The organism is Pedobacter sp. Leaf176 (genome assembly GCF_001424305.1).
In the GTDB taxonomy this organism is placed as follows: Bacteria; Bacteroidota; Bacteroidia; order Sphingobacteriales; family Sphingobacteriaceae; genus Pedobacter.
In genome coordinates this window covers 846242-868701 of sequence record NZ_LMPD01000001.1, presented here as the reverse complement: position 1 = coordinate 868701, position 22460 = coordinate 846242, and the positions used below count along the sequence as shown (strand labels likewise).

Annotated in this window: 27 protein-coding genes and 2 tRNA genes; 11 read left to right on the top strand and 18 right to left on the bottom strand. The window is 38.5% G+C overall.

Annotated features, from left to right (window positions below):
* Positions 1–90 precede the first annotated feature (90 nt).
* Both ASF92_RS20950 and ASF92_RS03985 read left to right on the top strand, forming a co-directional pair.
* Positions 91–243 carry a hypothetical protein gene (locus ASF92_RS20950; protein ID WP_157263706.1) on the top strand — a complete coding sequence of 51 codons (153 nt, stop codon included), beginning with the start codon at positions 91–93 and terminating at the stop codon, positions 241–243.
* Positions 244–248: 5 nt separating this feature from the next.
* The gene (locus ASF92_RS03985; RefSeq protein ID WP_056088096.1) at positions 249–986 is read left to right on the top strand and encodes a type 1 glutamine amidotransferase domain-containing protein; all 738 of its coding nucleotides are present in this window, start codon (positions 249–251) and stop codon (positions 984–986) included.
* Positions 987–1020: 34 nt separating this feature from the next.
* Here ASF92_RS03985 and ASF92_RS03980 read toward each other — a convergent pair whose 3' ends face one another.
* Both ASF92_RS03980 and ASF92_RS03975 read right to left on the bottom strand, forming a co-directional pair.
* On the bottom strand, positions 1021–1308 hold the full coding sequence (locus ASF92_RS03980) for a hypothetical protein (protein ID WP_056088093.1): 288 nt from the start codon (positions 1306–1308) through the stop codon (positions 1021–1023).
* Between the two features lie 65 nt (positions 1309–1373).
* On the bottom strand, positions 1374–1817 hold the full coding sequence (locus ASF92_RS03975) for an Hsp20/alpha crystallin family protein (protein ID WP_056088089.1): 444 nt from the start codon (positions 1815–1817) through the stop codon (positions 1374–1376).
* A gap of 359 nt (positions 1818–2176) precedes the next feature.
* Between ASF92_RS03975 and ASF92_RS03970 the strand changes: the two genes are divergently transcribed.
* Positions 2177–2965: an SDR family oxidoreductase gene (locus tag ASF92_RS03970; RefSeq protein WP_056089151.1), complete on the top strand. Its 789-nt coding sequence runs from the start codon at positions 2177–2179 to the stop codon at positions 2963–2965.
* Between the two features lie 20 nt (positions 2966–2985).
* Here the strand turns inward: ASF92_RS03970 and ASF92_RS03965 are convergent, their stop codons facing one another.
* On the bottom strand, positions 2986–3375 hold the full coding sequence (locus tag ASF92_RS03965; RefSeq protein ID WP_231729736.1) for a helix-turn-helix domain-containing protein: 390 nt from the start codon (positions 3373–3375) through the stop codon (positions 2986–2988).
* A gap of 112 nt (positions 3376–3487) precedes the next feature.
* On the opposite strand from ASF92_RS03965, the gene ASF92_RS03960 reads away from it, so the two are divergent.
* A complete protein-coding gene (locus tag ASF92_RS03960; protein ID WP_056088084.1) occupies positions 3488–3811 on the top strand; it encodes a nuclear transport factor 2 family protein in 324 nt (107 codons plus the stop codon).
* 162 nt (positions 3812–3973) lie between these two features.
* Here the strand turns inward: ASF92_RS03960 and ASF92_RS03955 are convergent, their stop codons facing one another.
* The 6 genes from ASF92_RS03955 to ASF92_RS03930 form a co-directional block, all read right to left on the bottom strand.
* On the bottom strand, positions 3974–4795 hold the full coding sequence (locus ASF92_RS03955) for an alpha/beta fold hydrolase (RefSeq protein ID WP_056088081.1): 822 nt from the start codon (positions 4793–4795) through the stop codon (positions 3974–3976).
* Positions 4796–5371: 576 nt separating this feature from the next.
* Positions 5372–5923 carry a hypothetical protein gene (locus ASF92_RS03950; RefSeq protein WP_056088079.1) on the bottom strand — a complete coding sequence of 184 codons (552 nt, stop codon included), beginning with the start codon at positions 5921–5923 and terminating at the stop codon, positions 5372–5374.
* Positions 5924–5943: 20 nt separating this feature from the next.
* Positions 5944–7005 carry an NADH:flavin oxidoreductase/NADH oxidase gene (locus tag ASF92_RS03945; protein WP_056088076.1) on the bottom strand — a complete coding sequence of 354 codons (1062 nt, stop codon included), beginning with the start codon at positions 7003–7005 and terminating at the stop codon, positions 5944–5946.
* Between the two features lie 11 nt (positions 7006–7016).
* Entirely contained in the window at positions 7017–9224 is a 2208-nt protein-coding gene (locus ASF92_RS03940) for an ATP-binding protein (RefSeq protein WP_056088074.1), read from the bottom strand.
* A 77-nt stretch (positions 9225–9301) separates the two neighbouring features.
* Positions 9302–9997: a LytTR family DNA-binding domain-containing protein gene (locus ASF92_RS03935; RefSeq protein WP_056088071.1), complete on the bottom strand. Its 696-nt coding sequence runs from the start codon at positions 9995–9997 to the stop codon at positions 9302–9304.
* 67 nt (positions 9998–10064) lie between these two features.
* Positions 10065–10538: a Dps family protein gene (locus ASF92_RS03930; protein WP_056088070.1), complete on the bottom strand. Its 474-nt coding sequence runs from the start codon at positions 10536–10538 to the stop codon at positions 10065–10067.
* Positions 10539–11041: 503 nt separating this feature from the next.
* On the opposite strand from ASF92_RS03930, the gene ASF92_RS20755 reads away from it, so the two are divergent.
* The 4 genes from ASF92_RS20755 to ASF92_RS03915 all read left to right on the top strand — a co-directional run bounded on the left by ASF92_RS20755 (position 11042) and on the right by ASF92_RS03915 (position 12374).
* Complete coding sequence (locus ASF92_RS20755; RefSeq protein ID WP_231729735.1) at positions 11042–11365, top strand: aldo/keto reductase; 324 nt, start codon at positions 11042–11044, stop codon at positions 11363–11365.
* Complete coding sequence (locus tag ASF92_RS03925; protein WP_231729734.1) at positions 11355–11657, top strand: AraC family transcriptional regulator; 303 nt, start codon at positions 11355–11357, stop codon at positions 11655–11657. Before ASF92_RS20755 ends, ASF92_RS03925 begins: the two co-directional genes overlap by 11 nt.
* Before the next feature lie 215 nt (positions 11658–11872).
* Entirely contained in the window at positions 11873–12100 is a 228-nt protein-coding gene (locus tag ASF92_RS03920) for a hypothetical protein (protein ID WP_157263704.1), read from the top strand.
* Between the two features lie 55 nt (positions 12101–12155).
* A complete protein-coding gene (locus tag ASF92_RS03915; protein WP_056088064.1) occupies positions 12156–12374 on the top strand; it encodes a hypothetical protein in 219 nt (72 codons plus the stop codon).
* A 419-nt stretch (positions 12375–12793) separates the two neighbouring features.
* Here the strand turns inward: ASF92_RS03915 and ASF92_RS03910 are convergent, their stop codons facing one another.
* Complete coding sequence (locus ASF92_RS03910; RefSeq protein WP_056088060.1) at positions 12794–13912, bottom strand: hypothetical protein; 1119 nt, start codon at positions 13910–13912, stop codon at positions 12794–12796.
* A 348-nt stretch (positions 13913–14260) separates the two neighbouring features.
* Between ASF92_RS03910 and ASF92_RS03905 the strand changes: the two genes are divergently transcribed.
* Positions 14261–14488: a hypothetical protein gene (locus ASF92_RS03905; protein WP_056088057.1), complete on the top strand. Its 228-nt coding sequence runs from the start codon at positions 14261–14263 to the stop codon at positions 14486–14488.
* A 202-nt stretch (positions 14489–14690) separates the two neighbouring features.
* Here the strand turns inward: ASF92_RS03905 and ASF92_RS03895 are convergent.
* Together ASF92_RS03895 and ASF92_RS03890 are read right to left on the bottom strand one after the other, a co-directional pair.
* A tRNA-Asn gene (locus ASF92_RS03895) sits at positions 14691–14764 on the bottom strand.
* Positions 14765–14830: 66 nt separating this feature from the next.
* Positions 14831–14904 (bottom strand) — tRNA-Asn (locus ASF92_RS03890).
* Positions 14905–15049: 145 nt separating this feature from the next.
* Between ASF92_RS03890 and ASF92_RS03885 the strand changes: the two genes are divergently transcribed.
* Positions 15050–15970 carry a PfkB family carbohydrate kinase gene (locus ASF92_RS03885; RefSeq protein WP_056089148.1) on the top strand — a complete coding sequence of 307 codons (921 nt, stop codon included), beginning with the start codon at positions 15050–15052 and terminating at the stop codon, positions 15968–15970.
* 118 nt (positions 15971–16088) lie between these two features.
* On the opposite strand, the gene ASF92_RS03880 is transcribed toward ASF92_RS03885, so the two are convergent.
* From ASF92_RS03880 to ASF92_RS03870, 3 genes are all read right to left on the bottom strand, one after another.
* Positions 16089–16325 carry a cytochrome b5 domain-containing protein gene (locus ASF92_RS03880; protein WP_056088051.1) on the bottom strand — a complete coding sequence of 79 codons (237 nt, stop codon included), beginning with the start codon at positions 16323–16325 and terminating at the stop codon, positions 16089–16091.
* Positions 16326–16600: 275 nt separating this feature from the next.
* Positions 16601–17293, bottom strand: a complete 693-nt coding sequence (locus ASF92_RS03875; protein ID WP_056088048.1) for a lycopene cyclase domain-containing protein — start codon at positions 17291–17293, stop codon at positions 16601–16603.
* A 2-nt stretch (positions 17294–17295) separates the two neighbouring features.
* Entirely contained in the window at positions 17296–17799 is a 504-nt protein-coding gene (locus ASF92_RS03870; RefSeq protein ID WP_056088045.1) for a hypothetical protein, read from the bottom strand.
* Between the two features lie 751 nt (positions 17800–18550).
* Between ASF92_RS03870 and ASF92_RS03865 the strand changes: the two genes are divergently transcribed.
* A complete protein-coding gene (locus tag ASF92_RS03865; protein ID WP_056088042.1) occupies positions 18551–20032 on the top strand; it encodes an NAD(P)/FAD-dependent oxidoreductase in 1482 nt (493 codons plus the stop codon).
* Between the two features lie 148 nt (positions 20033–20180).
* Here ASF92_RS03865 and ASF92_RS03860 read toward each other — a convergent pair whose 3' ends face one another.
* From ASF92_RS03860 to murB, 3 genes are all read right to left on the bottom strand, one after another.
* Complete coding sequence (locus tag ASF92_RS03860) at positions 20181–20435, bottom strand: hypothetical protein (RefSeq protein WP_056088039.1); 255 nt, start codon at positions 20433–20435, stop codon at positions 20181–20183.
* A 333-nt stretch (positions 20436–20768) separates the two neighbouring features.
* Positions 20769–21299, bottom strand: a complete 531-nt coding sequence (locus ASF92_RS03855; RefSeq protein ID WP_056088036.1) for an RNA polymerase sigma factor — start codon at positions 21297–21299, stop codon at positions 20769–20771.
* Between the two features lie 133 nt (positions 21300–21432).
* Positions 21433–22449, bottom strand: coding sequence for a UDP-N-acetylmuramate dehydrogenase (gene murB / locus ASF92_RS03850; RefSeq protein ID WP_157263726.1), 1017 nt, complete (start codon positions 22447–22449; stop codon positions 21433–21435).
* Positions 22450–22460: the final 11 nt, after the last annotated feature.

The following is a 22460-nucleotide window of genomic DNA, read 5'->3' as shown; positions in this document are numbered from 1 at the left end:
ATTAAAAATTGCTTTACCTGAACAAGTCTTTCAAAATTTCCTGAACTATTGGTGTTTCATTTTGTTTTTAATAAAATAACATAAAAAATCATGACTGATCCCAAAGAAAAAGAAAAGCCAGAGGAGCAACAACATACAGAAGATTCGGGTTCTAAAACCGATACAACCAAAGACTCAAACTGGGATAAACACCAGCGTATAGATGAGGAAGGGAATGAACTCGATCCCGAAGACGTTAAATAAAAGCGATGAAAAAGATATTGATGGTACTTACCTCGCACAGCGAGATGGAAAATACTACTGATAAGACGGGTGTCTGGCTCGGTGAATTCACTGACCCCTATTATGAATTTATTGATGCAGGTTATCAGGTTACATTAAGCAGTCCGAAAGGCGGCCGCCCCCCGGTTGATCCGATGAGTGAACTAACAGAAAACATTACCGGTTCTAACCGCAGGTATCAGGAAGATGAAACGGCAAAAAGTGCGTTTTCGCATACAACGCCATTAAATCAAATCAAATCCGAGGATTACGATGCCGTGTTTTATCCTGGCGGCCATGGTCCGATATGGGATTTGGCAGTCGATAACAATAGTGGAATTCTCATACATGATTTCCTTGACACAGGAAAGCCGGTAGCAGCGGTATGTCATGGGCCGGCCGGCCTAATAAATGCGGAACAGCAAAGACCCGGTTTTTTAAAAGGAAAGATCATTTCCGCTTTTAGCAATACAGAGGAAACGATTGTAGGCCGCAGCGGCAATGTGCCTTATAAACTTCAAAGTAAACTTGAAGAACTGGGTGCAGAAGTCAAAACTGCTTTGGTACCCTTCCTCGCACATGTGGAAGTGGATGGATTACTTATTACTGGTCAAAACCCTTTATCGGCAGGCCCGGTAGCGAAAGCATTAATTGAACAGCTGGAAAAGCAAGCGGAAACCTCTGCAACTTTTTCGAATAATGATGCCAATCAATCATTAATTTAATAACCGAATAACGTCCTGCCCAAATATAAGCGCCTTATTCCTCAAGAATAAGGCGCTTGAATAATTCTCTTGTAATGATTTTTACATCTTCTGCCAGTTGATGATAATTGCAATGCCGGATTGCAAGTGGAAACAATAATCCATTTTCCCTTTTCACCAGATCAATCGTAATAACAGAATCGGGAGATATATCCTTGCTCCCATGTAATGAAGTATAAAGGCTGCGTGCGAATTCTTCATTAGTTCCCAGATCAAAACATCCATAGGTTTCTAACCCATTCAATGTTTTCATATTTAATGAAATTTCAAATTTAGATGCCATAATTAAAAAAAATGAGCCGCCTTTTGGCGGCTCATTGCAAAAAATCGAGGTGCTTTTAGTTTCAGTTATTTAATTTCAATCTGGCGGCTTTGAATCTTAGCTTCTTCACGTTTAGGGATATTAATGCATAATACACCGTTTTCGTATTTGGCTTCAATACCACTTTCATCTGCAGAATCGGGCAAAGTGAATGAACGGACAAAAGAACTGTAACTAAATTCACGCTTGTTGAAATTACGCTCCTGAGCATCATTTTTCGAGCTTTGTTCTACTGAGATACTCATAACATTTCTTTCTAACGACAGCTTGAAATCTTCTTTACTTAAACCAGGAGCGGCCAGTTCAATATGGTACTGATCCTGACTCTCGCTGATGTTAGCAGCCGGAACGCGGCTGGTCATGCGGTCTGAAAAGAAAGTGTCGTTGAAAATAGAATCAAACACATCACTGAAGCCTGGCATCAGTCCATTTTTTTGATTGTTACGGGGATTAAATTTAACTAGTGTCATAGGTCTTTCCTCCTTAAATTGTTTTTTAATGATTAAAACTTATAATTAATTAAATGCTGAACTTCACGTTCGAAATAGACAATACCAACTAAATGCCAAAGCTAAAACGAGCATCAAAATCAAAAAAATAAAGCTCAAAAACTGAAAAAAATTCAGGATAATGAATTTTTTTCAGTTTCAAAATGTCAAAAATTCATTGTGATAAACACCGTCGTTTTATAAATATCTAACACCTGTTTACTTTTCGCCATCAGGGAATTACGAATTGCATAGGGATAAATAAGCCCCAATTCGAATCGTGATGCCGTACTTGTGAGAAACTATAGTATGGCTTTTTTTGCAGAAAAATTAGAATGGAAATGGAATTTAATTTTAACGATGAATTATCGGGCAAAATTGCCCTGGTAACAGGCGGAACCAAAGGCGCCGGAAAAGCCATTGCCGAAAGGCTTCTTACAGCCGGAGCACAGGTCATAATCACAGCAAGAAACAATCCTGAGGAGATCGATGACAGGCTGTATTTTATTATGGCAGATTTAAGCAAGCCGGACGGAACGGCAAAAGTTGCAGCTGAAATATTATCAAAATTTGGCAGGCTTGATATCCTGATTAATAGCCTTGGCGGTTCAGAAACTCCAGCGGGCGGTTTCGCTAATTTAACTGATGCGCATTGGGAAGAAACATTGCAGACCAATCTCATGGCCCCTGTAAGATTAGACAAGGCCTTTTTGCCGCAAATGATTAAACAAAAAACAGGTGTGGTTATTCACATCGCTTCTATTCAAGGCAAACTTCCGTTATACGAAAGCACACTACCTTATGCAGCAGCGAAAGCTGGATTGATTAATTACAGTAAGGGGCTATCTAAAGAAGTCGCCCTAAAAGGCGTTCGGGTTTTAACGGTTTCTCCGGGCTGGATAATGACCGATGGCTCAAAAAGAATGATGGAGCGTATAGCGGACAGCGAAGACATTTCGATAAAACAGGCGACACAAAGTGTGATGGATGCCCTGGGTGGAATTCCTTATGGCCGACCGGCAGAACCACAAGAAGTAGCTGAATTGGTGGGCTTCCTGGTATCCCCGAGAGCCGGTTATTTAACCGGGACAGAATTTGTAATAGATGGTGGCACGATACCCACCATTTAATAATAATCCAGGAAGGAAAATCAAGACAGGCCTGGATAGTCCTTTAGTATTACCCGCTTCAGCCTCTCTTGATGTTCATCTCCCCAAAGCCCAATGGAGCTAAGCACAGGAATCAAGGTCTTGCCAAAATCGGTCAGGGTATACTCAACCTTTGGCGGCATCACCGGGTAAATTTTCCTGGTCACCAGTTCGTGTTCTTCCAGCTCTTTTAGCTGGATATTGATTACCCGGCGACTTGCGTCGGGTATTTTACGTTGCAACTCGCTCGGACGTAAATAGCCTTCATTGATGAACCACAATAGCCTGATTTTCCACTTGCCATAAAGTACTTCACCCACAAGGTCCAGTCCGCAGTTTAGATTGGGAAAAGTTTTTTTCTCATACATAAGGCAAAGATACAAGTGGGCCATTCAGGAAACAATACGGATAAATTTTTCCCTATCTGAATCGTAATACCCTACTTGTGAAGAACACCTGTACTACAGAAATTTGTATAGAAATATTAATCTAAAAACGAATACCATGAACTTACCAAAATTAATAACAAATCTGATTGAAGCACAGAATAATCATGACGGCGCTTCTTATGCGTTACTTTTTTCAGATACAGCCGTTGTTTTCGATGAAGGACAAACACAGACCGGGAGAACTGCCATTCAGAAATGGATCGAAAAATCAAATGAAGAATATCAGACTGTTTTAAAACCGATCGGATACAAGGAGGATGAAAACAGCTCCGTATTAACTGCAGAAATTTCAGGTACATTTCCGGGTAGCCCTGCCATTCTGAACTTTAATCTTGTTCTTCATGATGGATTAATCCAATCGCTGAAGATTACGGGTTAGTATCAAAGCAGGAATGTTGGAAATCTCTAAGGTGACGATATTACTCCTTAAAATCAACGGTGACCAATTGATATAAAAAAAGCCCATGCTGTTAACAGAATGGGCATTTATAGATTTAGAAATCAAGGTATTTAATTAAATCGACAAACGTGTTCCTTAAGGTCATGACTGAATAAATTCTAAAATATCTTTATTAATTGTTGCCGCTTCCGTAGTTGGCATACCGTGAGGAAATCCCGGATAGGTAATCAACTTACCATTTTTAAGCAACTTGGCAGACTTAATGCCGGCATTTTGATAAGGAACAATTTGGTCATCTTCGCCATGTAATACCAGAACCGGAATATCCACGGCTTTCAAATCTTCTCTGAAATCAGTTTCAGAAAATGCTTTGATGCCTTCATAATGCGCCACTATACCACCCATCATACCCTGTCTCCACCAGTTTCTTTGCACACCTTCTTTTACAACTGCACCTTCCCTGTTGTAACCGTAGAATGGAAAAGTTAAATCGATGTAAAACTGCTGCCTGTTGTTAAGTGTTTGATCTCTGATGCCATCGAAAACAGAAATTGGAACACCATCCGGGTTGCTTTCGCTTTGCACCATTATCGGCGGAACTGCACTAATTAATACGGCCTTTTTAGCTCTACCATTTGCATATTTATTCACATATCGGATGACTTCGCCGCCACCGGTAGAATGTCCGATGTGAACAACGTCCTGCAAACCAAGAAAATCGATCAATTCAGCAGCATCAGCAGCGTAAGTTTCAATGTCATGACCATAAATATCCTGGCTTGACCGGCCGTGGCCTCTCCTATCATGTGTAATCACCCTGAAGCCTCTTTGCAGGAAAAAAATAACTTGTGCATCCCAGTCATCTGATGATAAAGGCCATCCATGGTGAAACATTAATGTTGGTCCCTGACCTTGATCTTTGTAAAAAATCTCTGTTCCGTCTTTTAATTTTAGCGTACTCATAGTTTTTAGTTTTATAATTATTTATTTAAATTTTTCTTCTTTATCAAATTAGTCTAGCAAATTCTATAATCTTAACCTGTAATAATCATAACAAAGACACACTCGGATGTATGAATTTACGCTTAGATTTTGGTTGATTAAGTAGTTTTTGTTATCCTGCTGTAAATCTACCGTAGAATCAGAGGCTTTTAATTCGTCATTCGGTGAACAGGCAAAAAGAATCGTTGGAAATGTAAGATGGGATAAGCTGAAACTGTGCTTAAACAAAAAGAGGCTGAATCGAAAGTAAAATCTAGTAGTATAGTCAGAATTTTATTTCGTTTCCCGTCATTCTCGCGCAGGCGGGAATCTGAAAGCGCTATGCGATAGCATTAGGATTATTCATAGGTTTTTCTTTCTTCAAAGGCATTCATGAGCTCTTCATGGTTCCCAATTAAATTGGGAATGACAACGTATAAAAATATAATTTGCTTGGTGAAAAGGGCTGAGCTAAAACCCCTCTAAAAACAACAATCACCGAAATATAGTGGCGATCATTTAGATATAATGGTAATAATTACTTTTAGCTATTGTTGCTCAGCTAAACAGCCATTTTTTAATCAGCCTGGTGTAATTTGGCATCACTACATAAACCATCAGTAAAACTATGCAACCAGAATTTATAAAAGCATCAAAATAATGATTAACCGGAATGCCGAGCCATCTTAAAAATGGCATCAACAAAACCGGAATAATTAGGGATAAGGGATAAATTGCCGACCAGGTAACCAGGTATTGTTTCCAGCGTACCGGTACTTTATGCCCTTCATGTTCGGCATTGAAAAGAAAATCCAGGCCAGATTTTATTTGATATCTGTCATTCTTTCTGAAAAAAGGGTTTGCCTTTTCAATGAGTTGTTTCCGGTCTCCAGATTCCATCCAGCTTTTAAGATTGTCAATGGTATCAAAGCGAATAATAACAGTATAAACAAATGTTAATTTGGGAATAGGCCTTACGATCTGCAAATCGATAAAACCTGCCGCATGCTTAGAAATGGGTAAGATTTCATCTAACCATTTTTCGTATTCTTTTTGTTTACCTTCCAGTATGTGGTGGGTAATTACGACTGAGGCACCTGGATTTTCCATAGGGAGAATAGTTAAGAAAACTAATTGAAAGCTCTTTTATATTGCCATGGTATTTCGATGTCCATTTCCAGTTCTTTAGCCGAATGGATAGCAAAATAAGGATCCCGCAAATGCTCCCTGGCAATGACAACCAAATCTGCTCTATCATTAGATATAATTTCATTTGCTTGTGTTGCATCGGTAATCATGCCAACAGCGCCTGTAGCAATGCCCACTTGTTCTTTGATGGCAGTTGCAAAAGGAACCTGGTAGCCCGGAAAAACCTTATCACGGCTTACATTTGTAAATCCTCCGCCAGATGCGGTAATGAAATCCACTCCCTTTTCTTTCAGTATTCTGGAAAGGGTGATACTATCTTCTAATGTCCATGCTTCTGCAGTATCTATGTAATCTACTGCTGAGATTCTAACCAGCAATGGCATGCCCTCTGGAATTGCTTTTCTTACATCCCTTACGGTATCCACTAAAAGACGGATGCGGTTTTCAAAGGTCCCGCCATATTCATCCTGCCTTTTGTTAATCACTGCTGAATAGAACTGGTGAAACAAATAACCGTGGCCGGCGTGAATTTCAATCGTATCAAAACCGGCTTTAACAGCCCGGATTGCAGCATCAACAAACTTCATTTTTAGTTCATCAATCTCAGCAATCGTTAGTTCCTGCGAGCGTACACCATTCAGTTCAGTTGCAGAACAGGTTTTCACTACCCAACCGCCTTCTTCCAGGCTTAAAGGTTTCATACCTTCATTAGGGTGCTTAAGACTGCCCTTTCCTCCTGCATGCCAAAGCTGAATACCAATTTTGCTGTCCTGTTCATGAACAAAATCAACAATGGTTTTCCAGGCATTTTTTTGCTCGTCATTCCAGATGCCTACATCGCTTAAGGTCGCCAGCCCTTCAGGAGATACGGCAGTACATTCAGTAATGATCAAACCTGCACCACCAACGGCACGACTGCCGAGATGTACCAGATGCCAATTTCCCGGGATTCCGTTTTTTGCACTGTATTGCTGCATAGGGGATAATACAATCCTATTTTTTAAAGTGAGACCGCGAAAGGTTATGGGTGAAAATAAATCCATTTTTTTGTCTTTTATAATTGTTGTAAAAATTTTTTAGCTTCAGCGACAGCAATGGTTAAAATACTTTTCAAATCTTCTAAAACTTGCTGTAATGAAGCCTTTTGTTCGGTTGCAAGTTCAAGCATATCCAGTTTTTCCTCTAAGATTGTCAATAATCCCATCATGGCGATACTGGTTTTAAAATCATGAGCCCTGTGGTTTACAGTTGTGAAATCATGGCTTTGATAAGCTGTCATAAATTCCTCCAAATGAAGGGGTACCTTATCAATAAATTGTTGGGTAACGGTTTTTTCAAAATCTGCATCCCCACCGCTTATGGAATGCATATAGCTAAAATCAAGATACTGAAAGTCGGTAGTGATTTCCACCGCTTTTTTTTCTTTTTGTTGTGCTTCCTCAAGTCCGAATCCGGATATCAGTTTAAATAATTCTTCCTCATTTATCGGCTTGGATATGTATTCATTCATGCCGCGGCTGAGGCATTTTTCTCTTTCTCCTGCCATTGCGTGCGCCGTCATTGCGATGATGGGAATTTCTGATTTCAGCACATCGCGTATATGTTGCGTGGCTGCATATCCATCCATTTTTGGCATTTGGATATCCATCAGCACGAGGTCGTAGGTTTTCCCGTTAAGTTGTTCAATTGCCTCCAAACCATTGGATACCATATCAAAATGGATATTCCATTGCGATAATAAGTGCTGCATTAAATTCTGATTAATGGCATTATCATCGACAACCAGCACCCTTAAGGGCGCATTTGATTTATCCTTAAAATAACTGGTATTTACAGCGGGTATTTCAGGGAGTTGATTCTCAGCAATGCCATAAGGAATATAAAAACTAAAAGTCGTCCCTTTTCCTTGTTCGCTGCTTACTTCGATATTCCCGTTTTGCAATAAAATAAGGTTTTTTGCAATAGACAAGCCGAGGCCGGTTCCCCCATAATTTCGTGTCGTCGAATCTTCTCCCTGGTTAAAACGTTCAAAAACTTCATTTAATTTCTCCTTATCAATCCCTATTCCTGTATCAGAAACCTTGAAACGAACCGTTATTTTGCCGGCCGTTTGTTCTTTTTTATCGACGTCAATATTGATTCCTCCATGCTGGGTAAACTTAATCGCATTGCCAATCAGATTGACTAAAATCTGTGTTAATCTTGTGGCATCGCCGGTTAATGTATCAGAAATAGATGGATCTATCTTGCTGGAAATGGTTAAGCCTTTTTCTTTTGCACGTTCAATGAAAAGCGTTTCCAAAGAATTGATTAAACCATTTATACTGAAGGTTCCCGGGGTAATGCGCATCATGCCCGCCTCAATTTTGGAAAGGTCTAAAATGTCATTAATGATGGCCATCAGATTCTCTCCTGAACGCTGAATCGAAGATACAAATTCTGTAGAAGTCGCATCCAAAGGCCTTTTTTGCAGTAAATTGGTAAAACCTAAAATACCGCTTAAAGGGGTTCTGATTTCATGGCTCATGTTGGCCAGAAAATTTTCTTTTGTCTGTGCAGCCACCGATGCTTTCTGCTCAGCAATAGCCAGTTCCTTTATCAGTACATGTTGCCTGCGAAATTGGCGCACGATATGGTATCCGATGATGGCGCCACTCCATACAAGTAAGGCCAGTATGGAAATATCATAGCGCCTTGCTTTGCTCCCCATTTCTTCGCTCCGCCGGCTCAGTTTGACCATGTTCAATTGCCGGCTTTCATAAATTTTCGCCGTAATTGATGTAATTTCGTTGGAAATTTTTCTCGCCCGAGGATTGGCAATGGAACTACGATCGTCCATGTTTCCAACAGTATGGTAGCGATGCAAAAGCTGCTCCTTAACTATTTTTTTGTCCAATGTTAGCTCGCTTAGCCGGCGAATCAGCTCTTCTTCCCTTACGTCAACATTATCTTTTGAAAGTGAATCGAGAAAGTTTTCTACCTGGTTTACTTTCTGGTCTACTCCTTCGAGGTGAGTCGTATCATTTGTGGCTATAGAGGCTCTTATTCGGCTTTCTACACCCAAGATGTCTCTATCAATCTCCCTCAGGTGGTTGCTTGAACGCAGTTCCTTTAATAGTATGTTGTTGTTATTTATCAGTGCTCTGGTATTCTGGGCCGAATTGATTTGCAACGCAATCAGGAGGATAGAATCTGCAATGAATGTAAATACAATCAGGTAAGCAAAACGTTTATTGCCCATCACTGTAGAAATATTGATCATAAACTAAAGTATAAGTTGATGAGAGGAACGCCTTAGGTCAAATTCATTACATGGCCGCGTCACAGTAACGCCTCAACTTAAAAAACATTCATTCTTGTATTGAGTGCTTTTCGATAAGCGTCGGCAACCGGAATAAATTTCCCATTAATTACGACCCCGCCATCCTGGAGTGTATCTATTTTACCAACCGCTATGATATAAGAACGATGGACTCTAATAAAATTATTCTTCAATAGGCGTTCTTCAGCAGCTTTCATCGTACCATGTATGGCAAACATTTTTTCTGAGGTGTAGAACTTCACGTAATCACCCATTGCTTCGGCATAATAAATATCATCCAAACTCAAGCGCCTGGTAATGTTTGAATCTCTGACAAAGATGAACTCTTCCTTATCGAACTGCACATGTTCTTTCTTACTGTCTAATATAGTCTGTGCTTTACTAACGGCCTGTAAAAACCGCGCGGGCGTAAAGGGTTTTAACAGGTAATCAGCGATATTCAGTTCAAAAGCTTCGAGCGCATATTCCGTTTTTGAGGATGTAAAAATGATAACGATATCCTTGCCTACCAGGTTCCTGGTCAGTTCTATTCCGGTCATTTCCGGCATCTCAATATCCAGAAATATCAAATCGACCTGATTGTTCTGCAAATGGTTATAGGCTTCTATGGCATTATTATATTCATTTACAATGACGAGATTCGGGATTTGTTTTGCCAAATGGGCCAAAGTAGTTCTTGCGATATCATTGTCATCAACGATCAGAGCTTTCATGGAGATGGTTTACTTGTGATTTACACAAATATAACGATTCCATTTATTTTATCCTTTTCCAGGTCAACTATCTGAAGTAAGAGCGGATCATCCAGGCCATTTCCTCATGTATTTCCATCAGTCCGGTAATAAAATCACTGGTACCGTAGTCTTTATATTTTTCTGCAAAAGGAACGATATTACCGCGTAAAAATTCGATGATGCTTTCATGATCCCTCAGGAGGTCTGCCATATAACCCAATCCATCATTAGTTCTTTCGCTGTATTCTGTAAGATGAGTGAGTTCTAGATAAGCTTTCATCGTTGCAGGTGCAAAATGGCCTATTTTACGCATTCGCTCTGCAAAACTGTCAGTTAATTCATCGAGTTGTTTGTACTGGTTTTCGAAGAAAATATGGTTTGCGTGAAAATTATCACCTGTAACATTCCAATGTGCATTTCTTGTTTTGGTGTACAACACAAATTCGTCTGCCAATAATTTAGCCAATTCTGCAGCAACTGCGTCTGTGTTTTTTTCTGTAATTCCAATGTTAGCTTTCATGATTCAAGATTTTATTTAAGCGATATTGCTCTTTTCATGATTTAAAAGTGCTAAAGTATCGGCTTGAAACCCTGTGGCTTTCGATAAACAGGCAAAATGAATCGTTGAAATGCGAGATGTTGTTAGCTAACTGAACCAAACGCAAGAGACTGTATAAAATTAAAATCCAGTAGTTTGGGTCAGCATTTATTTCTTTTCCCATCATCCGATAACTATGTCGATAAAAAAGCGGTATTTTCCAGCCTCGGTTCGATATCTTATGAAAACGGTATTGCTTTCACGAGATGTGAAACTTGCCTACCGTAAATTCTTATAACTGGTCTGTTTGTGCGAAAATTAGCATTAAACAATCTCTTATATAAAATATCCGCCTTACTTATATTCCGTATATCATATCTCCATGCAATGTTGTAAATGGCATAAGGCTATTAATGAGCCGTAGAGACATGTATTATGAGCCGCGCAGGCAAATTCTATATGATTTAAATTCAGACCTTTAAATCATGACAAACAGCACAAAAATTCAGTTAGGCCAAAATGGCCCTCTAGTGTCCAAACTTGGTTTGGGCTGTATGCGTATGTCGTCTATATGGGGTGGATCTACCCCTGACGAGACGGAAAGCATTGCTACGATCCATGAAGCATTGGATAACGGCATTAATTTTTTGAACACCGGCGACTTTTACGGCGCTGGCCATAATGAGATACTGGTAGGAAAAGCCATAAAAGGGAGGCGTGACGACGCTTTTATCAGCGTTAAATTTGGAGCGATCTTTCATAACGGACATGCCTCACAAAATCGATCTGGAAAAATTCATGCTGCATAATTTTCATTTTAACGTTCCTGTAGAAAAGTTTGCACAACTGACAGGCCGCAGCCTGGCAGCCTTTAAACGGGATTTCATGAAGACATTTGGTACTCCGCCCCGCCACTGGCTTCAGAATAAACGGCTAAATGAAGCGAAGCATCTTATTGAAAACAAACATTTAACACCATCTGCCATCTACCTCGACCTGGGCTTTGAAAGTTTGTCGCACTTCTCTCATTCTTTCAAGAAAAAGTTCGGCAAAGCGCCTACTGCATTAATGCAGGCCCGTTCGCTGTCAAACATCCAATAAACAGATCCATTCTTTAAAGCCGTACCTGCTGCTTTAATTGAATGGATTTATCCGAATCTGCATTTGATTTAGCCAAAACCATGAAAGCTTTTTAAGGTATATTTCAAAAGATTATACATATAACTTTAAAAGAAAAGCGCGTCTTCTAGATTAGTTTTAAAGTGAGCTTAGACAGATACCATACACTTTTTCCGTTATCCGCTTGAACAGGGCAGATGATTCGTTTGTCAGACTTAAGCAGTTCTCAATCAAAAAATGAGTTTATGTCTCCTAGAGGGTATCGAAATGCGATTGAAGCTTCAAAACTTCGGAAAACTAAGGTGCCGGGTTTTAATGAAATAGAACTGAAGATGTTAGATATGGCTGAAATTGAACTAAAATCTGAAAAAGTAAGACGTGAGGAATGTGACTGGCGCCAAGCAGGCTTTCAGCTATTTATTTAATGGACTATTCAGAAGATTCTGATGATAATATGGCAAGAATGTTTCAAAACACCATATGGAAGAGCCGAAAGTTATTATTTTACGAATTGCTGTACGTGCTAGAATAATTAAAATGGACTACCGATGGTTTGAAGAATATGCCAGAGACAGAAATACTTTATACATCCGTAATTACTGGCAATCGAAACCGTTTGAAGATGGCAGCAATACTTGGGAATACTTACATGAAGGGGGGGTGTTTCCTTTAGATGAAGACTATGAGCCATACAAATAAGCTGTTATCTCTACAAATCGGGACTCGTATTACTGGCATCTTTTAAAAATCCCTAATAATTCTGTCCTCCCAATTATCCCCCAAAAAACGTAAACCCTTGCAAATAATCAATTTACAAGGGTTTATATTTTACTATGCGGGCCGGACGGAACTGTTTTTTAGTTAGCTCTTAAATATTTATTTTTTAGTGAGGCTATTTGATTTTTAGACTTCAATAACACCAAAATTAATATAAAAAAAAGAGACTAAACTAAAGTCTCTTCTATCCTATTACAATTGGGGAATTGAATTACATTCCAGTTACACCCATTAATTTTTTACTTTTCATAATTTTCATTTTTGATTAGTTTTATAACCGATTGGAGGTATATTTTGTTTTCTATTTTAAATATAGTGTTATTTTTAACAATTATAAATAATTATTTTTTAAAAATAAAGACTTTAAATTTTTCACCTGGCATTAAAAGATCTCTATTTACAAACGTCTGACCATCTACTTTCATATTATCGTTTTTAAAGACATTTTTACCAACACCACTAAATTGAACATCCAAATGCTTATCGGGTTGCAAATGTATATATAAATCATCAATAATTTTCGCACTTGCAAAAGCATACACTCGGTCAACACTTAGATTTTGTTGCATTATTATACACCTTTCAATATGATATTCCGTTTTTCCCTCTAATTTATGTGTATAATATTTTACATGCTTTCCAACATTCGTTGTTTCGGTAAGACTTTTAAATGTTTTTGAATCAAATTGTTTTCCATCAACTTTAGTCCTTTCAGGATCTAACATCGTAAATACATCAGATGAGTCATCTATTTCGGATCTAACAAAAAAAGTCATATCGACAGGCTCCTTTGAGTTTGTAACTACAGTACAACTAGATATCTCTGTAATCTTTACTAAATCCCCTGATAAGAGTTCAATGTTTGCTTGGATTCTTAGATTTTTATAATAGCATGTCAAATTGTTTTCCTCAAACAATTCATTTTCAAGATTCTCATGCAACTTCGTCATAAGGTGAGGAAAAGATTTTTGATATTTACAAAGTGTAACCTTACGCCAAATTTCATCTAGATTAGTTTGTCTACTTAAATTTTCATCTGAAAAGGTTAATACTTCTAATTTTTGTGTTAGCAATTCATCAAATTCAGAAGATAAAATAACTTTCTTAAACTGGTTCTTGAAAATCACAAGGTTACTAATCAATTTTGAAGCTGCGGAAAACACTCCTGCAGTAAAAAACCAAAATGATAAATTTTTTAAATCTTTTATGAGTTCTATGCTATTGAATATATATGTCTCCGGTTTTCCATTAGAAAAAAACAAATAATAATAACACAAATACAAGATAGGTATTGGAATAAGGACAACATAAAAATAGTCGAATACAAGTTTGAATACTTCAGAAACAGTAGAAAGAATTTTTACATATTTCTTAATTAGGTAAATTATAAGTAGAAGCACCAAAGATATACCAGCAATAATTAAAAAGGTATAATCCGTGTTGAAAGCAGTTAAGATCATAAAGAGAGTGTTTTATTCTATAATTATAAACAAACTTTTGGATTTCTTCAAGAGTTGTTTAACAGATGCCTAAACTGAGAGTATTTGTGATTCACAAAACCTTAAACTAAAAAACTGAGGATAAAAATTAATTTGCTTACATCAATGTAATCTTTTATAGATACATAATATAAGGGTATGAACAAACAAATTACTATCGCGGAACTAACGGAGTTCAAAAAAAAACACAGCCAATTTTTTAGACTACCAGACTCATTTGAAAAGGATTTTACTATTTTTCTATTCTGAAATTGATGGATTTCAACAATTTTTAAAAAAGAATATAAGGGCGGTTTCAAAAACAATAAAATGCAAGTCAAAAAGCTGATGAAGGAGGTAGAAGAAAGAGAAGAACAACTTAATGCAGTGCAGGACAAATATTTTTCTCAGAAAATAGACGATAATCAATTTAAAGATGCATGCGCAAGGTATCTAGGAATCATTGTGGACAAACTAAAGGCTATCGAAGATTTAAAGAGCCAAATAGTGAGGCTTCAAAGCACTTCAACTATTGCATTTCTCTTATTACTAATTTGAAGAAACACTATCTAGAAAGTGATATAGATGTGAAGAATAAATTAATTGGTTCGATATTCCCCGAAAAAATCATTTACTCAGAAAACAAATATCAAACCAAAAATACAAATTCGTTTTTCCACTTTAAAAATAACGTAAAGGAGGGGTTTGAAAGGTTATACAAAGCAAAAGGCCAGCATTTCTGCTGACCTGTCTACTAAGGCTCCCTCTGCTGGGCTCGAACCAGCGACCCTCTGATTAACAGTCAGATGCTCTAACCAGCTGAGCTAAGAAGGAATATTTATCCTGGTTTTTTTATTATCAATTTCATAAAAAATCCCCACATTACTGTGAGGATTTTTGCTCCCTCTGCTGGGCTCGAACCAGCGACCCTCTGATTAACAGTCAGATGCTCTAACCAGCTGAGCTAAGAAGGAGTGCTGGTTGTTTCCTAAAACGAGGTTGTTTATACTTTTCAGCACATATACCCTTGTTCGTTTTGGGAATGCAATATTAGGGCTTTTAAATTATTTATGCAATATTTGCAATGAAAAATTTTTAAAAAAATTCAATTTAAAATATATGAGCCTGATAATCATAGGTACTGTAGCTTTTGATGCTATTGAAACGCCATTTGGAAAAACGGATAAAATTGTTGGTGGCGCCGCAACTTACGCTAGTTTAGCTGCATCTTACTTTTATAATAAAGCAAAAATTGTAGCGGTTGTAGGTGATGATTTCCAAAAAGCCGACATTGATACCTTTACCGAACATGGAATTGATACCGAGGGTTTACAAATCAAAACAGGTGAAAAATCCTTCTTTTGGTCGGGAAAATACCACAACGACATGAATAGTCGTGATACTTTAATTACCGAATTGAACGTATTGGAAAATTTCGATCCCGTTATCCCGGAAAGCTACCAGGATTGCGAATATTTAATGTTAGGAAACTTAACACCACAAGTTCAGCAGACGGTTATCAAGCGACTAAAAAATCGCCCGAAACTAATTGTAATGGACACCATGAACTTCTGGATGGACATTATGATGGACGATTTATTAGAAACCATCAAAATGGTTGACGTATTAACAATTAATGATGCTGAGGCCCGCCAGCTTTCGGGAGAATACTCCTTGGTAAAAGCTGCAAAGAAAATCCTGACTATGGGCCCAAAATACCTTATTATAAAAAAAGGAGAACACGGCGCATTATTATTTCACGACGATCAGATATTTTCAGCTCCGGCCTTACCTTTAGCAGAAGTATTTGACCCAACAGGTGCTGGCGACACCTTCGCAGGTGGCTTTATTGGCTATTTAGCAAAAGTGGGCACCATTAGCTTTAATAACATGAAGAATGCAATCATTTATGGCTCTGCCCTGGCGTCTTTTTGTGTAGAGAAATTTGGTACGGAAAAATTACTAAACCTGACTGAAGAGGAAATCGAAGCGAGAATCCAGGAATTTGTAAAATTAAGTGCCTTTACAATAGAACTTTAAAGGCTTAAATAGTTAAAATTAAAGGTTGAAAGTTAAAGGTTTTAAACGACCGGCTTTCAACTTTTTACCTTCAACTTGATACTCGATACTTGATACTTGATACTCGATACTTTATACTTTATACTTTCAACTTCCCCATCGGTTCAAACTTTTCGAAAACTGCGGAGGTATGTGGCGCATCCGTCAATTCATCTGTTAAATCCTGCCCAGCCCAATGCTCATAGTGTTTACCATTTCGCCACAAACGGCTATCGGTCATGTCGTAAATCAAACCCTTATAAGCCACCCAGATTTGCGGCTTATCCTGTCCGTTCCTCAAAGCGAGCTGTTGTTTGGTATAAACCGGTAAATCCATTGGTTATGGTATTATGTGAAGCGCAATGCCTGTGCAAAAATAGAAGTTTCTTCCCGCTTTTCGCTTTACTCACCCGATAAAAATCGGGTTCATGCCCGCTTCAATCGGGGCTATTGTGCAAAAATAGCGTTTCATTTTAATGGTTTCAAGTCGCAGAAACTTTGTTGTTAAACCTGATTGAAATGGAAAGCCCGTAAACGAGGAACGAGTGCGGACTTGTAATGAAAAGCAGGACCGGAAACCGCCAAGAACCAATTCCATTCATTTCCAAAAAACTAACCGTTCCTATTTCTTTGCGCCTTACTTTTAAAAACCTCGTACAAATAAACATTCATCAGTAACAATCCCATTAAATAAAAATGATCTTCAAAAGGGATCGTTCCAACTCTGAAACCCAGGTTTTGTTTATCATTATAAATAACAACAGGAATGGAAGTCAGAAATCCGTTTACAATATAAAACGGAACCAGCGAAACCAGGTAAGCCCGGTAAAACCTGTACATAAACCTGTGTTCAACATTTAGATATTCCACATAGGCAAGCACGACGAATAAGAAGCCAAAGTTAATTAGCGTATACCATCTGTTGTAGCCAAAAAACAAAATCGCTATACACAAGCCTAAAAATAGGTTACTTATTGAAAAACTGTACTTCTGTAAATTGTTTTTAGGAAAATAGGCATTCAGACATTCGTAAATAAAAATACAGGCGTAAGGCACCGTTAAAAAAAATAAAATCTCCTCGAGTGGCAATCCAAAAAATTGAACACCAATGATATAGCCAGGGTTGAATGACCAGACATGGAGTTTAACGAAAAGCAAATCCCATATCAAAAAAACAAGCCCAGTGATCAGGATGGCCGGCAACGCAAATTTCCACTTACTGAAAAAATGCACCTTTTTATCAAAGGATAAAATTAAGGGAAAGAAAATGACAGCGATGTTGATGAGCAGATAAGTATAATTCATTTTTAGCTAAACTTTTTTAAGACCTTTATTTCTTCGGCTGTACAACGTTCACTGTTTATCAAAAATGCGGCTATATTTTTTACAATTTCTGTATCAGCGACTCCAAAGTTCCGGTTTTTATAATGTTTTATCAGCTCTTTCCTGTCCCCATCCAAATCCTTGCTGAATCCCAAAAATCCTGGTGTGTAATGTTCTATAGAAAAGCGCATAAAACGAATTTCCATATTTTCCCTATCCATATCTATTGCTTCCTTTAAGGTTTTCAAGGAAGCCTTAACGTATTTAATTTTGTTATAAGGACTCCACGAGTGTTTCGCTTTCAGCGCCTCTAAGGTTCCGCTGTAAGCTTTTATCAACGCGCCCTTATCAGGCAGCCTAGCCAGTTTATCATATAAAGAATCGGTTAGCTTTGAATTTTCTACAGCCCTGATTAGGTCGGCTTTCAAAATCGAAATTTCTTTTTTCGACAGTTGAGCTTTACATACATTCGTGAATGCAAAAAGCATTAGAAATAAAATTCGCAATTTTATCATTTATTCAGGCAAAGATAGGAAAAGCGAATTGGTTTTGCAGCAAGTTGGCATCCCGTGGAAAAGCTAAGCCCCTGTCTATGTTTTACAGGCCATAGGAGGCTGGCTGCTATCGGCCCTATATTAGGAAGAATCAGTCCGTCTTTCCCGCGCAGGCGGGAATCTTAAAGCGACAACCTCAACCATAGCCTCTTGTTCACCAACCAGTAAGTATTGGTTTCGGTATTCGCGCCGTAGATTCAGGAACTGGCATTGTTGGTTCGTGAGGACACGAACCAGGGCACAGATGAGGAAACTAAATCCGTCTTCCCGCGCAGGCGAGGATCTTAAAGCGAAAACCTCAACCATAGCCTCTTGTTCAAAAACCGGTAAGTATTGGTTTCGTTATATATCCCATAGTCCCAGGGACTGGCATTGTTGCTTCATGAGGACACGAACCAGGGTAGAGATGAGGAAACTAAATCCGTCTTTCCCGCGCAGGCGGGGATCTTAAAGCGAAAACCTCAACCATAGCCCCTGGTTCAAAAACCAGCAAGTATTGGTTTCGGTATTTGCGCCGTAGAATTAGGTACTGGCATTATGCTTCCTGAGGACACGAACCAGGGCATAGCAGTCAAAAGATCTCTGTACGGCGCTGCACTACAGTCGGGCAGACAACTGAAATCTCAATAGATAAAAACCTGAAAATCTATAAAACAAAACGACCAAAAATCACTTTCTTTACCTGATGGATAAAAAAGCTAAAATCACGGTTATCGGAGCTGGTTTTGCAGGCTTAGCAGCGGCTGCTTTATTAGCAAAAGATGGTTTTGATGTAACGGTGCTCGAAAAAAATGAAATGGCAGGTGGAAGAGCAAGGGTATGGGAAAAGGATGGATTTACATTCGATATGGGCCCTAGCTGGTACTGGATGCCTGACGTATTCGAAAATTTTTATCAGCTTTTTGGAAAAACAGCAGCCGACTTCTATGAACTGAAAAGACTAAGCCCTTCATACCGAATTTATTTTGGAAAAGAAGACATATTAGATGTTCCCGCTACAACAGAATCCTTGTACCAGCTTTTTGAAGATTTAGAACCCGGCAGCAGCAAAAACCTGGATTCATTTTTGGCGCAGGCAAAATACAAATATGATGTGGGCATGAATGAATACGTTTTCAAACCATCACATAGCATCATGGAGTATTTTGACCCGCGGCTGGCCATTAGCGGTATAAAATTGCAACTGCTGGGCAACATGCGTAAGCACGTACATAAACTATTCAAAAATGAGAAATTAAGGAAATTACTCGAATTCCCCGTACTATTCTTAGGAGCTACACCACAAAACACACCAGCACTGTATAGTTTAATGAACTATGCGGATTTGATTTTAGGCACCTGGTATCCTATCGGCGGCATGCATAAAATCGTTTCCGCTATGCAAAATATTGCTGAAACAGCCGGTGTTAAATTTATGTTCAATACCGAGGTACACAAAATTGTGGTTAATGGAAACATTGCTGAGGAGGTCATCACCAACGCCGGAACCTTTAAAACTAACTTTATTGTGGGCAATGCCGATTACCACCATATTGAACAAAATTTGCTGGATAAAACGCATAGAAAGTACGGTGAAAAATACTGGGACAGCAGAACAATGGCGCCCTCATGTTTACTTTTCTACATCGGGGTAAATAAAAAGCTTAAAAACATCCAACACCATAATTTATTTTTCGATGAAAATTTCGACGAACACGCAAAAGAAATTTATACAGATGCAAAATGGCCGTCGAAACCTTTATTTTATGCTTGCTGTCCTTCGGTTACAGATCCAGGCATAGCGCCACCGTGTTGCGAAAACCTGTTCTTTTTGATTCCGCTTGCACCGGGTTTGGAAGACAACGAAAGTAAAAGAACAGCTTACTTCGGTTTATTGGTTCAACGTTTTGAAGAACAGACCGGCAACGACATTAGCGGTCATATTTTATTTAAACGAAGCTATGCAATGAACGACTTTATCGGAGACTACCATGCTTTTAAGGGAAACGCATATGGATTAGCGAACACCTTGAAACAGACGGCCTTCCTCAAACCCAGCATGAAAAGTAAGGTAACAAATCTTTTATATACCGGACAGCTTACGGTTCCAGGCCCCGGAGTGCCCCCAGCAATCATCTCAGGACAAGTCGTAGCAAAAGAAATAAAAAAAAAGTTAAATAAAAGTTAAAAAAAGCTTGACAAATTTAAAATTTCCCTTATCTTTATAACCACAAAACATAAACACTATTAAAAAGCCGGTAAACGCATAATTGTTTGAGGTTTTAATTTGTTTCGAAATAAGAGAGAAGGCGAATTGTTGAAAGAAAAGATAAGAATCAACTAACCAAATATATGATAAGCAAAAAGGCCAGGAATTTTTCCAGGCCTTTTGCTTTTAAAGCAATTGCTATTTCCTTGTTACGCATCCGCGCCCCTTTTAAAATTCCCCCAGATAACGCTGATTCCGCAGAAGAACGATTAATTAAAATAATCCTATTCCCTGTCTTCGGTGTTTCTGTGGCTAACCAATTTCCTGCTGACAACGCTGATTCCCGCAAACGCGAGATGATAAACAAAAACCCAAATTTCATATCCCCGTGTTTCCGTGGCAATAATTTTCCCGCGGATAACGCTGATTTCCGCAGAGACACAACGAGCTAAAACTATTATTCCGTGTATTCGGTGTTTCCGTGGCAAATAAAATCCCCCCAGATAACGCTGATTTCCGCAGAATTAAAACCTTTATATTCCGTGTCTTCTGTGTTTATGTGGCTAACCAAAATTCCTGCTGACAACGCTGATCTCCGCAAAGGCACAACTGTTTAAACAATTATTCCGTGCTTCCGTGTCAAATGAATTTCACTGCAATAAAAAAAGGCCTGGATTTTCAAATCCAGACCTTTCATTTTTCAGTTGATGTACTTTTATACCATTTCAGAAACGGCGGTATTTTTTGAATATGTTTTAAGGTATTTTTTTAAAATGCCTCTCGCAACGTGTATACGTGTTTTCACTGTTCCGATCGGAATGTTCAGCATATCTGCAATTTCATGGTATTTATAACCTTCAAAGTAACGGATAAACGGAACATAATATTCTTCCGGTAGTTGTGTTAATGCTTTATCGATGTCGCCCATAACAAATTTGCCTTCAGCCTGGTTTTTAGTCGCACTGAAAGAAAGGTTTGCTGAGGATATATCTTCACTCTGCGTGATTAAAGTATTTGTTTTTACTAAGCGACGATAGTTGTTGATAAAAGTGTTTTTCATGATGGTAAACAACCACCCCTTCAAATTCGTGCCTTCTTTAAATTTATTGTAATACGTAATTGCTTTCAACATCGTGTCCTGCACAAGGTCATTCGCATCTTCAGCATCTTTTGTAAAATTTAAAGCATATGATCTAAGTGATACGGAGTGGTGGTTAACTAGATGATTGAATTCAAATTTTGTCATGATGTTTAGCTTTAGGATAAGATTAAAAAAACAAATGAATTGTATTCTATTCTGTTAAACCAGAAACAAACTTAGTACCAAAAAATTCTGGCACGGTGCCAAAGGCGCCAATCTCACCTCAGGCAACTTTAAGTCACAGGATATTTACCTCACGTTCTAAAGTGACTCCAAAAGTAGACTTCACACTGTCTATAATCTGTTCAGAAAAATTAAAAACTTCCGTGCCAGTTGCACCGCCATGGTTAACCAAAACCAAAGCCTGATTTTTCCACGTACCAGTATTGCCTGCAATTTTACCTTTCCATCCGCACTGTTCAATCAGCCAGCCTGCTGCTAATTTTATTTTGTCATCCGCTGTAGGATAATGCACCACATCGGGGTGTTTAGCCACAACATCGGCAAATTCGTGTTTCTCAATAACCGGGTTTTTAAAGAAACTACCCGCGTTCCCTATTGTAGAGGGATCTGGCAATTTACTTACCCGGATGTGGGAAACCGCAGCGGAAACATCGGCAATATCCGGATTTAAAATGCCTCTTTTATGGAGTTCTGTTTCTATTGCACCGTAAGATGTATTTATTTCAGCTGCTGTTTTTAAAGCAAAGGTAACAGATGTTATAATAAACTGTCCTCTCAAGTCACCCTTGAAAATACTTTCCCGGTAGCCAAAGTTACAGTCACTATATGTGAAAGTTTTAATCTGACCTGTTTTAATTTCAAAAGCCCTGCAACTTTCGAAAACGTCTTTAAGTTCCACGCCATAAGCGCCGATATTCTGTATTGGGGATGCGCCAACAGTACCGGGAATTAAGCTTAAATTTTCCACGCCGGCAAAATGATGCGCAACGCAATAGTTAACTAAGTCGTCCCAAATCACACCGGCGCCTGCAGTAACTTTAACGGTATCGCCATCAGATTTGGATTCGATCCCCTGTATACTCATTTTGACAATCAGGCCATCGTAATCCTGCGTAAATAAAACATTGCTGCCACCACCAATTATAAAAAGCTTATTGGACTTTGATATTTCACTTTCAAATAAAGTTTTTAAATCTTCTTCAGTAAATACCTCGGCAAAAAAAGTGGCCTTTACATCAATCCCAAAAGTATTATAAGGTTTTAGCGAAATGTTTTGTTGAATCTGCAGCATGTTGGTTTCTA

Excerpts from the sequence above, each read along its gene's own strand:
- ASF92_RS03860 (WP_056088039.1), bottom strand. The coding sequence starts at position 20,435 with ATGAAATTTGGGTTTTTGTTTATCATCTCGCGTTTGCGGGAATCAGCG.
- murB (WP_157263726.1), bottom strand. The coding sequence starts at position 22,449 with ATGCTGCAGATTCAACAAAACATTTCGCTAAAACCTTATAATACTTTT.
- ASF92_RS03885 (WP_056089148.1), top strand. The coding sequence starts at position 15,050 with ATGAGCCTGATAATCATAGGTACTGTAGCTTTTGATGCTATTGAAACG.
- ASF92_RS03925 (WP_231729734.1), top strand. The coding sequence starts at position 11,355 with ATGCTGCATAATTTTCATTTTAACGTTCCTGTAGAAAAGTTTGCACAA.
- ASF92_RS03980 (WP_056088093.1), bottom strand. The coding sequence starts at position 1,308 with ATGGCATCTAAATTTGAAATTTCATTAAATATGAAAACATTGAATGGG.
- ASF92_RS03940 (WP_056088074.1), bottom strand. The coding sequence starts at position 9,224 with ATGATCAATATTTCTACAGTGATGGGCAATAAACGTTTTGCTTACCTG.
- ASF92_RS03905 (WP_056088057.1), top strand. The coding sequence starts at position 14,261 with ATGCAAGTCAAAAAGCTGATGAAGGAGGTAGAAGAAAGAGAAGAACAA.
- ASF92_RS03880 (WP_056088051.1), bottom strand. The coding sequence starts at position 16,325 with ATGGATTTACCGGTTTATACCAAACAACAGCTCGCTTTGAGGAACGGA.
- ASF92_RS03960 (WP_056088084.1), top strand. The coding sequence starts at position 3,488 with ATGAACTTACCAAAATTAATAACAAATCTGATTGAAGCACAGAATAAT.
- ASF92_RS03965 (WP_231729736.1), bottom strand. The coding sequence starts at position 3,375 with ATGGCCCACTTGTATCTTTGCCTTATGTATGAGAAAAAAACTTTTCCC.
- ASF92_RS03910 (WP_056088060.1), bottom strand. The coding sequence starts at position 13,912 with ATGATCTTAACTGCTTTCAACACGGATTATACCTTTTTAATTATTGCT.
- ASF92_RS03970 (WP_056089151.1), top strand. The coding sequence starts at position 2,177 with ATGGAATTTAATTTTAACGATGAATTATCGGGCAAAATTGCCCTGGTA.
- ASF92_RS03855 (WP_056088036.1), bottom strand. The coding sequence starts at position 21,299 with ATGACAAAATTTGAATTCAATCATCTAGTTAACCACCACTCCGTATCA.
- ASF92_RS03950 (WP_056088079.1), bottom strand. The coding sequence starts at position 5,923 with ATGGAAAATCCAGGTGCCTCAGTCGTAATTACCCACCACATACTGGAA.
- ASF92_RS20950 (WP_157263706.1), top strand. The coding sequence starts at position 91 with ATGACTGATCCCAAAGAAAAAGAAAAGCCAGAGGAGCAACAACATACA.
- ASF92_RS03915 (WP_056088064.1), top strand. The coding sequence starts at position 12,156 with ATGGAAGAGCCGAAAGTTATTATTTTACGAATTGCTGTACGTGCTAGA.
- ASF92_RS03945 (WP_056088076.1), bottom strand. The coding sequence starts at position 7,005 with ATGGATTTATTTTCACCCATAACCTTTCGCGGTCTCACTTTAAAAAAT.
- ASF92_RS03935 (WP_056088071.1), bottom strand. The coding sequence starts at position 9,997 with ATGAAAGCTCTGATCGTTGATGACAATGATATCGCAAGAACTACTTTG.
- ASF92_RS03930 (WP_056088070.1), bottom strand. The coding sequence starts at position 10,538 with ATGAAAGCTAACATTGGAATTACAGAAAAAAACACAGACGCAGTTGCT.
- ASF92_RS03870 (WP_056088045.1), bottom strand. The coding sequence starts at position 17,799 with ATGCTTTTTGCATTCACGAATGTATGTAAAGCTCAACTGTCGAAAAAA.
- ASF92_RS03955 (WP_056088081.1), bottom strand. The coding sequence starts at position 4,795 with ATGAGTACGCTAAAATTAAAAGACGGAACAGAGATTTTTTACAAAGAT.
- ASF92_RS03865 (WP_056088042.1), top strand. The coding sequence starts at position 18,551 with ATGGATAAAAAAGCTAAAATCACGGTTATCGGAGCTGGTTTTGCAGGC.
- ASF92_RS03920 (WP_157263704.1), top strand. The coding sequence starts at position 11,873 with ATGATTCGTTTGTCAGACTTAAGCAGTTCTCAATCAAAAAATGAGTTT.
- ASF92_RS20755 (WP_231729735.1), top strand. The coding sequence starts at position 11,042 with ATGACAAACAGCACAAAAATTCAGTTAGGCCAAAATGGCCCTCTAGTG.
- ASF92_RS03985 (WP_056088096.1), top strand. The coding sequence starts at position 249 with ATGAAAAAGATATTGATGGTACTTACCTCGCACAGCGAGATGGAAAAT.
- ASF92_RS03975 (WP_056088089.1), bottom strand. The coding sequence starts at position 1,817 with ATGACACTAGTTAAATTTAATCCCCGTAACAATCAAAAAAATGGACTG.
- ASF92_RS03875 (WP_056088048.1), bottom strand. The coding sequence starts at position 17,293 with ATGAATTATACTTATCTGCTCATCAACATCGCTGTCATTTTCTTTCCC.